Origin of the sequence: Bradyrhizobium sp. Ghvi (assembly GCF_900115265.1) — a bacterium.
Taxonomy (GTDB): domain Bacteria; phylum Pseudomonadota; class Alphaproteobacteria; order Rhizobiales; family Xanthobacteraceae; genus Bradyrhizobium.
The window spans coordinates 1-13765 of sequence record NZ_FOVU01000004.1 but is presented as its reverse complement, the minus strand read 5'-3'; the positions used below and the strand labels follow the sequence as shown (position 1 = coordinate 13765).

Sequence of the window (13765 nt, the reverse complement as noted above, 5' to 3'; positions counted from 1 at the left end):
CGTCATGTCCGCTTTCAGTTCGGTTTCCCGTTTTCGTCGCCTCGCGATCTCCGCCCTGCTGCTGGCCAGCTGCGCGCTCGGTGGCTGCTCCTCGATCGACCGCCTGTCGCAGATCGGCGAGCAGCCGAAATTATCGGCGATCGACAATCCGACGACGCAGCCCGGCTACAAGCCGGTGCAGATGCCGATGCCCAAGCCGGAAGTCGCCTCCTACAATCCAAACTCGCTGTGGCGCAACGGCAGCCGCGCGTTCTTCAAGGACCAGCGCGCTACTCACGTCGGCGACCTCCTGACCGTGACCGTGAACATCACCGACAAGGCCAACCTCTCCAACGAGACCCAGCGCAGCCGCACCAACAAGGAAAACTCGGGCATCGACGATTTCATCGGCGCGAAGACCCTCGGCTTGCAGGCGCAGAAGGTGCTGCCCGGCCGCATCCTGACCGCCGACTCCACCTCGTCCAGCGACGGCAAAGGTTCAGTCAACCGAACTGAAGCGTTGCAGACCAACGTCGCCGCGGTCGTGACCCAGGTGCTGCCGAACGGCAACCTCGTGGTCGAGGGCAAGCAGGAGATCCGCGTCAACTACGAGATCCGCGAGCTCGTGGTCGCCGGCATCGTCCGCCCCGAAGACATCCAGAGCGACAACACCATCGATTCCAGCAAGATCGCGCAGGCCCGCATCGCTTACGGCGGCCGCGGCCAGATCACGGACGTGCAGCAACCGCGGTACGGCCAGCAAGTCATGGACGTGCTGCTGCCCTTCTAGCCTTACCCAGAGCTCCCACATCGTGTTCGCGAACCTAGGCGCGAACGACGATGTACTACGCGGCCCTCGCTAGCTCCCCTGGCGAGGGCCGCATGTATTTTTGCGACTGCGAGTCAGGCTGGCGCAACCGGATCGATGCTGCCGCCTGCCGCTCCCTCATTGCGAGCGAAGCGAACCAATCCAGACTGCCGCCGCGGACAGACATTGGTTCGTCGCAAGGGCTCCCGCAATAACGCCGAGATGCCGTTACGTAAACTCCGCCTCCACCGTCCCCAGCCCGGCCAGCTCCATCCGCACCTTGTCGCCGGCTTTCAGCCACAGCGTCTTCACCAGGCTTCCGGTCAGCACGAGTTGCCCCGCATGCAGGCCCTTGCCTTCCGCGGCGAGGTGGTTGGCGAGCCAGGCGAGTGCGTTGTGGGGATGGCCGAGCACATCGGCGCCGGTGCCGTGGCTGACCTCCTCGCCATTGACGAGGGCGCGGCCCTTGACCGCCCTCAGGTCCGGCACGGACGAGCGGGGCACCGCTTCGCCCAGCACGCAGCCGGCGGCGAAGAAATCGTCGGCGATCAAGGTCGGCGCGCCCATCGCCTCCCATTTCACATAGCGGTCGTCGACGATCTCGATGGCGGGATGATAGCTTTCAACGGCCTCGCCGACCCATTCGGCGGTGAAAGGCGCCTCGCCGGCAGCGAGGTTGCGCTTCAGACGCACCGCGATTTCGCATTCGACGCCGACGCGGACATAGTTGGAGGACGCGAGCTTCACCCCGCTCTTATGCACGCCCTTCTGGAATACGCCACCGCCGCAGGGATGCGGGATGCCGATATAGTCCTGCATCACCTGGCTGGTGCAGCCGATCTTGTAGCCGACCAGCGGGCCGACATGCGGCAGCAGGAGGTCATGCAGCGCGCGCTGGACCCGATAGCCCTCGGCCTCGTCATAAGGAGGATGGTCCAGCGCCGCGAGCGGCGCATGGTTGCGGCGCGCCAGCGCAATCGCCTTTGCGGCTTCGAGAATTTTGTCCATCGGCGCCGCCTCCCACGCTACGCGATCTCATTCGAGGTCGTCACTTCAGCATCCCCGCCCGGGCCTGACAAGCTCTGCGGACCCCTCGGCCGGGACGATTGCGGGTTGCGGCCGGTGTTTAAGGAAATATTGAGCGGGTCGAGGCTTTATGGACACGCGCGCCTCGCAGCGTCGCATGTGGCCTGATTGCACCGAAACATGATGCTGCTTGATCAGCGTCTCAGCATCCGGGTCGATCTCGTTGATGCGACTCGTAAAACCTCCCGCACCTGAAGTGAAGGTTGTTTCTCATGTGAACTCACGTGAGCTTGCAGCTTTTGACTCTAGCTCATTGATCGCGATTCACTTTTCGCGATCCCGACGATCACCGCGGTGTCGTGGCGCCTGAACCGCCGCCACGACACGACGAAACCGAACTTGCTCGCCTCAGGCGAGGCCAAGCGCCATCCGGATCGCGATCTCGACCGGCGAGTAACTGCCATCGGCGCGGTCGAGCCGGTACGGTTCGGCCGGAGGCAGATCCGGCTGCGCCATGAAACGCGGGGTCTTTCCGCGATGCTTTTGCGCAGCATGCACCAGGAAAGGGTGACACAGATAAACCGTTCCGGCCTCCCCGGTCGCAAGGGCGAGCGGGCAATCGGCACCCATCTCGTCCAGGATCATGCGCGAACGTCCGGCCTCGCCAGCAGGCGCCAGATAGCGCGCCATCGGCATGTGCGAGCCGATCCTGATCCGGGTCGGCGCATCGTCTTCGCCGACATCGGAGAACAGGAACAGCATCAACAGCGCGCGGCCGTGCGAGACAATGTTGGCCCGCCACGCCGAGAACTCGTGCCGCTCGTCGCGATTGCAATCCTCGCCGGGAAAGCTGACGTCGATATGCCAACCGGCGTCGCCAGGATCGTCGGGATGCGGGAAGCGCACCGCGAAGGTGCCGCCGATATCCTTGCGCGGCCGCCAGCGGCCGACGCCGACCAGCTGGTCGAACGCGCGATGCAGCACCTTTGTGTTGGCGATCTCCGGGAACGGCGGATTACCATAGCCGGACAGCCGGATCACCGGACGCGTCCAGGTCGAGGGGTCGTGCTCGCTGCAGGGCAGATCGCGCCACAGGATGGCGCGGCCCTGTTCGGCGAGCGCGCGCGGAAAGGCGTTGTCGATCCGGACAAAGCCCTGTTCGATAAATTGCACAATTTGCGCGGCGCTGAGCGCACGCGTGTCATCTCGATCGGTCATGATTGTCTCTCAAGCTGTCGCCAGCCATCGTCGGTCCGTCTCAGGCGGAACCGGGCCGGCTCATTCGGTTCACTGGAATCCCGCGCGCGAAAACGGTCGGCGTCGATCAGCGCTTCCGTGCGGAAGCGGGATCAGCCCAGGAAGAACACCGAAGCGATATTGAGAGTGCAAATCATCATGGCGGCGCGAATCTACGCGCCAAACCGGTGGCGCTCAAGCGGCACCGTGAGCCCAAAAACAAAGAGCCGCATCGCTGCGGCTCGGACTTTATTCGTCGCGATAGACCTTCTCGCGTTTCTCGTGGCGCTCCTGCGCTTCCACCGAGAGCGTCGCGATGGGCCGGGCTTCGAGCCGTTTCAAAGAGATCGGCTCGCCGGTGTCCTCGCAATACCCGTAGGTGTTGTCCTCGATACGCTGGAGCGCGGCGTCGATCTTGGCGATCAACTTGCGCTGGCGGTCGCGGGCGCGGAGTTCGATGGCGCGGTCGGTTTCGGACGATGCCCGATCGGCGAGATCGGGGTGGTTCACGTTCTCCTCCTGCAAAGCTTGCAGGGTGAGCTTGGACTCTTTGAGGATCTCATCCTTCCAGGCAAGGAGCTTCATACGGAAGTACTCCTTCTGCCGGTCGTTCATGAAAGGCTCTTTTTCGGTCGGTCGGTAGTTTTTCAACTTTTCCAAGGGCGGCCTATCTTCTTAAGCAACGACTCGCGAACGGAACGGGGTCCGTTGAGCCGGGCCTTATATAGTGGCCTCCTGTGACAGACAATATTTCCTTAATGGTGCGGTTAGCGCCCCCAAGCCCTTGCACAGGAAGGTTTATCCTGGAGGGCCTGGAGGCGGCCAAAAGCCTAGTAGCCGACCGTGAATCGCTGCCTTAGGTGGGCCGGCTTCTCGATCTCGTCGGCGAGTGCAATGGCGTAATCGGCAAAGCTGATCCAGCTCTTGCCGTTCGCATCTGCGAGAAGCTGGTCGGTGCCGAGCCGGAACTTGCCCGTGCGCGCGTCCTCCACGAACAGTGCCGAGGGGGAGAGGAACGTCCAGTTCAGCTCCTTTTCCTGCCGCAACAGGTCGAGGAACGCAGAGCCCGCCTCCGCTTCGGCCTTGTATTGGGCCGGAAAACCGGGAGCTGTAACCAGCTTGACGCCGGGGGCGACCTCAAGGCTGCCGGCGCCGCCGACGACCAGATAGCGCCCGATCTTGGAATCCTTCGCGGCACCGATCAGCTTGTGCGGGTCACTGGCCAGGAAGTGCACGGAACTCACCGCAACGTCATGCCCCGCCCAGATTTTGGCCAGACCAGCCTGATCGAGCACATCCCCCTTAGTCGGGGTCACGTTCGGCAGTGCGGCAATCTTCTCGGGGTTCCGGGCAATGGCGGTCACCGCGTGGCCGCGGCGTGACAGTTCCTTGGTGATCTCCGAACCGGCTCTGCCCGAGGCACCGGCAACTGCGATTTTCATGGAAAGCTCCTTCGCTTCTATAGTAACCAATAGTGACTAGATATCGCAAAGAATGCTGGTGTTAAGAGAGCACTTTGTGCTTACCTGCTTACGTAGGAGTAACCGGTGAGCGCAAGCGAGCACGAGGGGACTGAGATGAAACCGAATGTCTATGCAGCCGAGTGCCCGACGCGTCAGATCCTCGATCGTGTCGGCGACAAATGGGCCGTGCTGATCCTGTTGCTGCTGCGCGAAGAGCCGATGCGCTTCAATCAGTTGCGCCGCACGATTGAGGGCATCTCGCAAAAGATGCTGAGTCAGGTTCTCAAGTCGCTCGAACGCGACGGCCTGCTCAGGCGCCGCGCCATCGCCACCGTTCCGGTGACGGTCGAATATTCGATCACGCAGCTCGGCCTGACGCTTGCCGCCACAGTCGATCCGCTACGCGATTGGGCCGAGGAGAATCTGAAAGACGTGCTCGTCGCTCAGCGCCGCTACGACGCGCAGTCAAAGGAAGAGGCTGCCTAGCGCGCGCCGCCACTAGCAGATCCGTCATCCTGAGGTGCGAGTGGCGCGATGCAAAGCATCGCGCCGGGAGCCTCGAAGGATGGACGGCCGAGATGGCGTCGTGTCCAGGTGTCTCGCGGATACAGCCGGGCCCTCGCCCTTCGAGGATTGCCCTGCTTCGCAGGGCGCGCACCTCAGGATGACGGCTAACGTGACGATCAGCCCCGCCCGGCCTTCGCCAGCTCGACCTCGACGCGCAGTTCGATCTCGGACAAGACGGAATCCAAACCGGGATCGCCTGAGGACGATTTCAAGTTCGCCGCCGCATCGCGCAGCCGCATCACCGTCGATGCATCGAGATTGCCGGACAAGAGGCCCATCTTGAGATCGTCGAGCACGTCGAGCGCGGTCTTGCCACGGGCGACCGAGCGCTTGCGGCGCTCGATAGGATCCTCCTCGATCCCTTGCAGAGCGAGCAGCCCGTCGATGTTGGCGGTGGCCTTCGGTGCGGCAGCGCTGCGCGTCTCCTGCGCCGACGAGGTGTCCGGCAGCACGAAGGTGCCGGAGCTCGTACGCCTTGCCTGGCTGGCCGGCGTCCCAAGCGTGGTGCCATTCGGTCCGTAGATGCGCATCGAAGCAATCCGGGTGATCGATGCGCCACTTTCGCTGCTTTATGGTTAACGGGGCGTAAACGGCCCGGCAAAATCTGCCGGGAGGCGGCAGTTTCGCTCCTCAAGGCGAACGCCGGTTAGCACTGATCGAAAGAGATTTATTCAAGCTATTCAATCGCCTACCTTCGCCGCCCCACGTTGGCACAGCGCTCGCAAGGAAAGCGTCGGACCAGCTCGTCATGGGAGTGTCGCAGACGGTCCGACGTGTGCGGAGGCTCTTTGAGGAGCTTGGGGAGCAGAGAATGCCAGGCGTTCGTTGGGTGAGGATTCTGAGCGGGGCCGTTGCGGTGGCCTGCGCCGTGCTGTCAGCGCTGGCGCTCTCGGTCGCGCCCGCGAGCGCGACTTCGCGTATCAAGGATCTCGCCAATATCGAAGGCGTGCGTCAGAACCAGCTCATTGGCTATGGCCTCGTCGTCGGCCTCAGCGGCACCGGCGACACCCTCAACAACATCCCTTTCACCAAGCAGTCGCTGCAAGCGATGCTCGAACGCATGGGCGTCAACATCCGCGGCGCCACCATCCGCACCGGCAACGTCGCCGCCGTGATGGTCACGGGCAATCTGCCGGCCTTCGCGACTCAAGGCACGCGTATGGACGTCACCGTCTCAGCTCTCGGCGATGCCAAGGATTTGCGCGGCGGCACCCTGCTCGTCACCCCGCTGCTCGGCGCCGACGGCAACGTCTACGCCGTGGCGCAGGGCTCGCTGGCGATCTCGGGCTTCCAGGCCGAGGGCGAAGCGGCGAAAATCGTGCGCGGCGTTCCGACCGTGGGCCGCATCGCCAACGGCGCCATCATCGAGCGCGAGATCGAGTTCGCGCTGAACCGCCTGCCGAACGTACGGCTCGCATTGCGCAACGCCGACTTCACCACAGCCAAGCGCATTGCGGCGGCCATCAACGATTATCTTGGCGTCAAGAGCGCCGAGCCGATCGATCCCTCGACCGTGCAACTTTCGATCCCGCCGGAGTTCAAGGGCAACGTGGTCGCGTTCCTGACCGAGGTCGAGCAGCTTCAGGTCGATCCGGACCTTGCCGCCAAGATCGTCATCGACGAACGCTCGGGCATCATCGTGATGGGCCGCGATGTCCGTGTTGCGACCGTTGCGGTCGCACAGGGCAACCTCACGGTCACGATCTCCGAGACCCCGCAGGTGAGTCAGCCCAACCCGCTGTCGCGCGGCCGCACCGTGGTCACCCCACGCTCCAGCGTCGGCGTCACCGAAGACGGCAAGAAGCTGGCCCTGGTCAAGGACGGCGTCTCGCTCCAGCAGCTCGTCGACGGCCTCAACGGCCTCGGCATCGGCCCGCGCGACCTCATCAGTATCCTCCAGGCGATCAAGGCCGCCGGTGCGATCGAAGCCGACATCGAGGTGATGTGATGCAGACCGGCATGCTCAACTCCGCGCGCCTCGCCACCGCGGCTCTCTCCTCGAACCCGGCTTTCTCCGTGGAAAGCCGCAACGGCCGGCCCGATTTCGAGCTCGCCGCCGCGCTTCAGAAGGTCTCGCCGCAGCAGCAGGCCAAGGCGCAGAAGACCGCTACCGACTTCGAGGGCATGTTCCTCAACAGCATGTTCGCGCAGATGACCTCGGGCCTGAAGGGCGAAGGCCCGTTCGGCGACACACCGGGCACCGGCGTGTGGCGTTCGATGCTGACCGAGCAGTATTCCAAGAACTTCGCCAGCGCCGGCGGCGTCGGCATCGCCCGTGACGTCTACCGTACCCTGATCATGCAGCAGGCCAAAACCACTCTTCGTACGGCATAAGGTCAAACGAGATGAACCACTTCAATGCGTCACGTCAGCCGATGCCCGCGCGGCGAGCGATCAACGCGCCCGGCAGCGCCGAGGCGCGCAAGCTCGCAGAGGACCTGATGGACGCGATGAGCGCCCTGCTCGGCCTGATCGAGCGGGAGACCGAGCTGGTCCGTGCCGGCAAGGTCCGCGAGGCGATGTTGATGGAAAGCCAGAAGCAGGAGCTGTCGCGGCGTTACGTCGGCGCCGTCGGTCAGTTGAAGGCGAACCAGGACAAGCTTGCGAAATCCGCGCCCGAGCTGCTCTCGACGCTGCATCGCCACCACGATGCCTTCCGCGCCATGCTGCAGGTCAACCTCACCGTGCTCGCGACCGCACATGCGGTTTCCGAGAGCGTCGTGCGCGGCGTCAATGCCGAGATCCAGAAGCGCAACGTGCCGAATACCTATACGGCGGCCGGCCGCAGTGCGACTCCGGGCCCGCGCCACATCACACCGCTCGCGGTCAGCCGCTCGCTCTGAGCGCAAAAAAACTGCTGCAAATTTTACGAAAAACCGCGCGACAAAGGCGTCGCGCGGTTAGCTACGTTTCATAACCGGGTGTTCAATCCTGGTGTTCCATGGTTGCGTATTGAGAGGGGTTGGGATTTGACTCACGTAAGGCAACCAGGAGGCTGCCATGAGTACAGATTTCAGCATCAGGCCGGTGGGGATCCCGGCCGCCACGCAGTTCGTGACGACGTCCAATTCGGCGGCGAACGATGCCGTGCAAACCGATTTGCCGGTGAGTCAGACCGTCGCCGCGAGCGATACCAGCGCACCCGCGCGCAATGATTTGCAGAGCAACGAGAACATCTCGCGCCAGGTCATATTCGACCAGGCGGCGGCGTCCATGGTCTTCCAGGTCGTCAACGACAAGACCGAGGCGGTGGTCGACCAGTTCCCCGACGAGGCGATGCTGCGCCGGCGGGCCTATTTCCACGCATTGGATTTGAAGTCCGAGCCCTCGCGCCCGCTCAACACGGACCTCAGCGCCTGACCATCACTTCTCGAGAGTGGCCTGGGCCGTATCGAGATAGGTCGAGCCTGTCGCAGGATCCGTGACGACGTTTTTGATCTGCGCCTTGCCCACATTCGTCAGCGTGAACTTTGTGTTGCCGAAGCGAAACGAGCTGTCCTTGATCAGTACCTGCTGGTACTGCGACGTGCCGCCGCTTTGGTAGCGGATTTGCGCCCGAAATCCGTCGACCTGCGAGATGCTGAGCGAGAACTTCTTGCCATCCGGATAGGAGCCGCTCCAGGTTCCCTGGTAGAGCGTCGGGTCGACAGGAACATATTTGGTCTTGCTCGGCACGGAGACGTTGCCAGCCGCCTTGTACGAGCTCGACAGGATGCTCATGACGTCGGCCATGGCGAGGCTCCGTTACGGCCGGCCGGACAGGCCGGCGGCGATGTTGCGATTAATCTCGATCAGCGGACGGAAGTGATCGAACTGCGGGCTCATCTGCAGCGCTGCGGTCTGGCTCAGCACGAACACGCTGATATTGGCGATCTTCTGCCTGACGTCGAGCGGTTGCGGATTGTTGTCGCGCATGGCTTCGCTGAGGAAGATGGTCCAGAGCTTGCGGTTGAACATCAGCGCCTGCATGGTCTGCTCGCTGAGGGGATCGGCGCTGTTGATGGCGTCCTGCAGCTTGTTGGCGGCCTTCAGTAGCGTCTGCGCCTCAACATCGCGGGGAGATGCAGTATTCGTGGCTACACGCGCGTAGGCCGAAGCAGCAGAACTCGACATTGATCACCCTGGAGGTTACCTCGCCCGTGCATGGGCTTAAGGATTTCTTTCCCAACTCTAGGCAGCACCGCTTAAGATTTTGCTTATGTGAGAGGGTAGAGGGACTCCGGACAATTACGGGGCGGGGATTCTACCGCAGACTCAAAACTAGACGCGTGTGCGTGCGCTGTAAACGACTGCATTAATGGTGCGCTGGTTTCAGCTAATCGAGTCTTAGCGATCTCGATCAAAAGAGCGGCGAGGTCTCTGCTTCGCCGTTCTTCGCGGAATTGCAATGGTCAGCCTAGCGCTTAGCGGAGCAGCTGCAGCACGCTCTGCTGCGACTGGTTGGCGAGCGACAACGCGGAGACCGCGATGGACTGGCGGGTCGACAGCGCCTGGCTGTTGGCCGCTTCCTCGTTGGTGTCGGCGAGCGTCAGATTCGACGAGCCGGTCTGCAGCACGTTGATCAGGTTCTTCGAGAAGTCCTGCCGCACCTGCACGATCGAGAGATTCGAGCCGAGCGCCGACGCTTCCGAACGCAGCGTGCTCGAGGCCGAGTTCAGCTGGGTGAGCACCTTGTTGGTGGCGCCATTGTCGATGAAGTCGACGCCAGGGACCAGATTGCTGAGACCGAGGCCGGCCGAGTTGAAGACCACGCCGTTGATGTTGAGCGTCGAAGAGCCGGTTTCGTTGAAGATGAGCTTCAGCGTATCGCCATTGAGTAGGTTGACGCCGTTGAACGAGGAGTCCTGAGAGGTGGTGTCGATCTGCGCCAGGATGTTGTTGAGCTGGCCGACCAGATTGGAGCGCGCGGTCTGCGCGACTGGATCCTGAATCGGCGGCTGTGCAGTCGTGAAGGAGGCCACACTCGTGATCGTGCCGCCAACCGCGCCGCCGGCGAGCGTAGAGCCGAGCGTCGAAGAGGCGTACTCGTTGACCGTGGAGATCGTGAGCAGACCATTGGCGTCGACCGTCGCCGTCAAATGGTTGGCCTGGAGCTGCGCGTTGAGTTGGTCGAGCGTCTTGACCGTGCCGTTGGTGCCGTCGCCGAAGGTGACGTTCACCGGCTTGCCGCCGTTGAAGGAGGTGAAGGTCAGCGTCTTGCCGCTGATGCCTCCGACGCCGGAGGTCCGGGAGGCCGTGAACGCAGTGGCCGTCCCTGTCGCACCGGTGAGGCCAAGAGCGGAAAGCGCGTTGCCGGTGCCGGTGATCGACAGATCCGCGTTGGTGCCGGTGCTCAGCTTCAGGGTGCCGTTCGACGCGATCGTGGAGGCAACCCCGGGCGTGGCAATGGCGGCGACGCCACCAGAAATCGAGGCCGTCTTGGTGCCGGTCGCGAGGTCGATCGCGGTCAGCACGTCCTGCAGGGTGCCGCCTTGAAGGTAGATCGTGGAGTTGCCCGATCCGTCGGTGATCAGGTTGGTGTTGAAGACGCCCGAGCCGGTCGGCACGGCGCCGAGCGCGGCGGCATTGCCATTCTTGAACGTGATGATGTGGCCGTCGACGTTCAGGGTCGAGCCGTCGGTGATCAGGGTGCTGAGGCTGCTGCCAGTCGTCTGACGTGTCGCGGTGATCGTGGTCGGGCCGCCGCCCGTCGCCCCGGTGAGCTTGAGCGCCGCGAGACTGTCGGCCTTGCCGGTGAGTGTCAGGTCGGCACCGGTCGAACTCGTCAGGGTCGTGATACCTGCAGCCGTGTTGCTGGCCGTGCCGCCGAGCGTGGCGACTAGGGTCGAGGCGTTGATCGAGGCGACATACCGGGCGCCACTCGCAAGATCGAAGGCGGTCGTGAGATCCTGAACGGTTGCGGTGGAGTTCGCACCCGTGCCGAGATAGACGGTCGTATTGCCGCTACCATCGGTGACATCGTTGCCGACGATGCTCTGGCCGGCGGACAGCTGGGCGGCCGTCGGAAGCGCCGCAACTCGGATCGTGACGGTGTGCCCGTTGACGGTGAACGTGTCGCCGTCCTTGAACGACGACGCGGCCTGGGTGGTCAGAGCGCCGGCAGCACCATAGAGCAGAGTCGTGTTGGTGATGGGCGTCGCACTGTTGTCATTGACGACGGCCGACGAAGCCACAGTGCCGGCCGTCGCACCGAGGGTGTTGGTGCCGATTGCAGCCGTCGCGCCGCCGGCCGCGCCCGAGTAAACCACGTTGCTGTTGGCGACGGCGTTCGCATAAGAGGTCGTGCCGCGCAGGTCCGCTGGCGTCGCACCGGGAATGGTGGTCGAGATGTTCGACTTGGTGGAATAGCCGACCGTGGTCTGCAGCGCTTGGTTGGCGATCGACTTCGCACTGTCGATCAGTTTCGACAGCGAGGTGATGCCGGTATTCGCCGCCTGCAACACCTGCACGCCGTTATTGATGCCATCGAGCAGGTTGCTGATATCGCTGGCGCGGTTGTCGAGCCCCTGCGCCGTGAAGAAGTTGGTCGGATTGTCCAGCGCCGTGTTGACCTTCTTGCCGGTCGCAAGGCGCTGCTGCGTCGTAGCCAGCAGGTCGGCCGTTGATTGCAGCGACAACAGGTTCTGACGAACGGACGCCGAGAGAACGATGTTGGACATTGGCGGTCTTCCTCTTGAACCGGATACGAATCGGGCTCGCCGATCTGGAAAGCGGGCTTTGGTGGAGTCTTAGGGGCTCTCCTTTAAAGTATGGTTAACGGCGACTTAAGGGATAGGGTTAATGCCGGGTTACGCAACCATGGGCCGAAACGGCGCAACAAAAAGCGGCGGGGCCGAGGCCCCGCCGCTCTCTTTTGTTGCTTTAATTCAGATACTTATCGGAGCAGCTGGAGCACACTCTGCTGCGACTGGTTGGCCAGCGACAGCGCGGAGACCGCGATCGACTGCCGGGTCGACAGCGCCTGGCTGTTGGCCGCTTCCTCGTTGGTATCGGCCAGCGTCAGGTTGGACGAGCCGGTCTGCAGCACGTTGATCAGGTTCTTGTTGAAGTCCTGACGAACCTGCACAACCGAGAGGTTCGAACCGAGGGTCGAAGCCTCCGATCGCAAGGTGCTCGAGGCTGAGTTCAGCTTGGCCAGCACCCTGTTGGTCGCGGAGTTGTCGATGAAGTCGGTGCCCTGCACCAGCCCGGCCAAACCCAGACCCTTCGAGTTGAAGGTGACGCCGGTGATGTTCAGGCTCGACTTGCCGGTCTCGTCGAACACCAGCTTGAGCTGGTCGCCGTTCAAGAGGTTCACGCCGTTGAAGGACGAGTCCACCGAGGTCGTGTCGATCTGCGACATGATGTTGTTGTATTGGGAGACCAGGTTCGAGCGAGTGGCCTGGGCAACCGGGTCGACGGTTGGCGTGGTCGGATTGGTCCATGTCAGCGCCGTGGTAATCGTGCCGCCGATCGCGCCGCCAGCAACGGCCGAGCCGATCGTCGAGGACGCATAGTCGTTGGTGGCGGAGACCGTGAGCAGGCCGTTGGCGTCGATCGTGGCGGCGAGATTGTTGGCCTGAAGTTGCGTGTTGAGCTGATCCAGCGTCTTGACCGTGCCGCCGGTGCCATCGCCGAAGGTAACATTGACCGCCGTGCCGCCGTTGAAGGAGGAGAAGGTCAAGGTCTTGCCGGAGATGCTACCAGGGGCCGCAGCGCGGCTCGCGGTGAAGGCCGTGCCGGTGCCCGTCGAACCGGTCAGTCCAAGCGCAGACAATGCATTGCCTGCCCCCGTGATCGAGAGATCCTGTGTCGCACCGGTCGAGATGTGCAGCGCGCCGGCGACGATCGAGGAGGCGGTCTGGCCGCTCGCAGTGTTGACGGTCGCCGTACCGCCGGAGTTGGATGTGGTCCGCACACCGGTGGCAAGGTCGACCGCCTTCAGCACGTCGGCGATCGTTGCCTGGTTCAGGTAGATCGTCGAGTTGCCGTTGCCGTCAGTGACGAGATTGCCGCTGACGCCAGAGCCGCTCGCGACTTCCGCCGCACCCGGCGTGCCGCCGTTCTTGAACGTGATGATCTTGCCGTCGACATTCAAGGTCGAGCCGTCCTGCACGAACGTCCCGAGGCTTGCTGACGTCGTGAGACGGGACGCGGTAATGGTCGTGTTGCCCGTACCGGTCGCGGTGGTCAGCCCCAAAGCCTTCAGGGTGTCCGCCTTGCCGGTGATGCTCAGATCAGCGCCCGTCGAGCTGTTGAGAACCAACGCGCCACTGCCGTTGACGGTCGAGGGCGTCTGGCCGCCGTTGGACGTCAGGGTACCCGAGACGTTCCTTTGCGCGCCGCTGGCGATGTCAACTGCGGTCAGCACGTCACCGATCGAGGCTTTCGTCGTCGAGCCGAGATAGACGAGCGAGTTGCCATTGGCGTCGGTGAAGACGTTGCCGGTGGTCGTGTTGGCGATCGCAGTGACCTGGGTGTATCCCGTAGGTGCCGTGGTCGGAGCGTCACCCGAAGCAAAGGTGATCGTCTTGCCGTCAACGGTGAACGTATCGCCTGCAACGACACCGGCGTTGGCGTCGCCCGCACCTGCGCCGTTCAAGAGCTTGGCCGCGGTGGTGGCCGCGTTGATCGCCGTGCCGGTGACGGTCGCGACGGCCGCGCTGCCGAGCGTGGTCGTGCTCGATGCAGCGTGAGCACCACCGGC

The 13765-nt window shown here is 63.3% G+C and carries 15 protein-coding genes; 6 read left to right on the top strand and 9 right to left on the bottom strand.

The window, feature by feature from the left end:
- The first annotated feature begins 4 nt into the window (after positions 1–4).
- A complete protein-coding gene (gene flgH, locus BM374_RS15380; protein WP_092293568.1) occupies positions 5–769 on the top strand; it encodes a flagellar basal body L-ring protein FlgH in 765 nt (254 codons plus the stop codon).
- 246 nt (positions 770–1015) lie between these two features.
- Here the strand turns inward: flgH and BM374_RS15375 are convergent, their stop codons facing one another.
- From BM374_RS15375 to BM374_RS15360, 4 genes are all read right to left on the bottom strand, one after another.
- Complete coding sequence (locus BM374_RS15375; RefSeq protein WP_092293566.1) at positions 1016–1795, bottom strand: 2-keto-4-pentenoate hydratase; 780 nt, start codon at positions 1793–1795, stop codon at positions 1016–1018.
- 426 nt (positions 1796–2221) lie between these two features.
- On the bottom strand, positions 2222–3031 hold the full coding sequence (locus BM374_RS15370) for a phytanoyl-CoA dioxygenase family protein (protein ID WP_092293564.1): 810 nt from the start codon (positions 3029–3031) through the stop codon (positions 2222–2224).
- 267 nt (positions 3032–3298) lie between these two features.
- Entirely contained in the window at positions 3299–3664 is a 366-nt protein-coding gene (gene dksA, locus BM374_RS15365; protein ID WP_008142458.1) for an RNA polymerase-binding protein DksA, read from the bottom strand.
- A gap of 215 nt (positions 3665–3879) precedes the next feature.
- The gene (locus BM374_RS15360; protein WP_092293562.1) at positions 3880–4491 is read right to left on the bottom strand and encodes an NAD(P)-dependent oxidoreductase; all 612 of its coding nucleotides are present in this window, start codon (positions 4489–4491) and stop codon (positions 3880–3882) included.
- Between the two features lie 135 nt (positions 4492–4626).
- Here BM374_RS15360 and BM374_RS15355 point away from each other — a divergent pair, with 135 nt between their 5' ends.
- The gene (locus BM374_RS15355; protein ID WP_092293560.1) at positions 4627–4998 is read left to right on the top strand and encodes a winged helix-turn-helix transcriptional regulator; all 372 of its coding nucleotides are present in this window, start codon (positions 4627–4629) and stop codon (positions 4996–4998) included.
- Positions 4999–5195: 197 nt separating this feature from the next.
- On the opposite strand, the gene BM374_RS15350 is transcribed toward BM374_RS15355, so the two are convergent.
- Complete coding sequence (locus tag BM374_RS15350; protein WP_092293558.1) at positions 5196–5609, bottom strand: flagellar assembly protein FliX; 414 nt, start codon at positions 5607–5609, stop codon at positions 5196–5198.
- A gap of 281 nt (positions 5610–5890) precedes the next feature.
- On the opposite strand from BM374_RS15350, the gene BM374_RS15345 reads away from it, so the two are divergent.
- From BM374_RS15345 to BM374_RS15330, 4 genes are all read left to right on the top strand, one after another.
- Entirely contained in the window at positions 5891–7027 is a 1137-nt protein-coding gene (locus BM374_RS15345; protein ID WP_177248332.1) for a flagellar basal body P-ring protein FlgI, read from the top strand.
- Entirely contained in the window at positions 7027–7413 is a 387-nt protein-coding gene (gene flgJ, locus BM374_RS15340; RefSeq protein WP_177248331.1) for a flagellar assembly peptidoglycan hydrolase FlgJ, read from the top strand. Before BM374_RS15345 ends, flgJ begins: the two co-directional genes overlap by 1 nt.
- 11 nt (positions 7414–7424) lie before the next feature.
- Positions 7425–7922, top strand: coding sequence for a hypothetical protein (locus BM374_RS15335; protein WP_092293552.1), 498 nt, complete (start codon positions 7425–7427; stop codon positions 7920–7922).
- Positions 7923–8079: 157 nt separating this feature from the next.
- On the top strand, positions 8080–8439 hold the full coding sequence (locus tag BM374_RS15330; protein WP_092293550.1) for a hypothetical protein: 360 nt from the start codon (positions 8080–8082) through the stop codon (positions 8437–8439).
- 3 nt (positions 8440–8442) lie between these two features.
- Here BM374_RS15330 and BM374_RS15325 read toward each other — a convergent pair whose 3' ends face one another.
- The 4 genes from BM374_RS15325 to BM374_RS15310 all read right to left on the bottom strand — a co-directional run.
- Positions 8443–8811, bottom strand: coding sequence for a hypothetical protein (locus BM374_RS15325; RefSeq protein ID WP_092293548.1), 369 nt, complete (start codon positions 8809–8811; stop codon positions 8443–8445).
- Positions 8812–8823: 12 nt separating this feature from the next.
- Positions 8824–9192 (bottom strand): flagellar biosynthesis regulator FlaF, encoded by a 369-nt coding sequence (gene flaF / locus BM374_RS15320; protein WP_092293546.1) that lies wholly within the window; start codon positions 9190–9192, stop codon positions 8824–8826.
- A gap of 290 nt (positions 9193–9482) precedes the next feature.
- Complete coding sequence (locus BM374_RS15315; RefSeq protein WP_092293544.1) at positions 9483–11738, bottom strand: DUF1522 domain-containing protein; 2256 nt, start codon at positions 11736–11738, stop codon at positions 9483–9485.
- A gap of 215 nt (positions 11739–11953) precedes the next feature.
- On the bottom strand, positions 11954–13765 hold a 1812-nt coding region (locus BM374_RS15310), incomplete at its 5' end, for a DUF1522 domain-containing protein (RefSeq protein WP_092293542.1).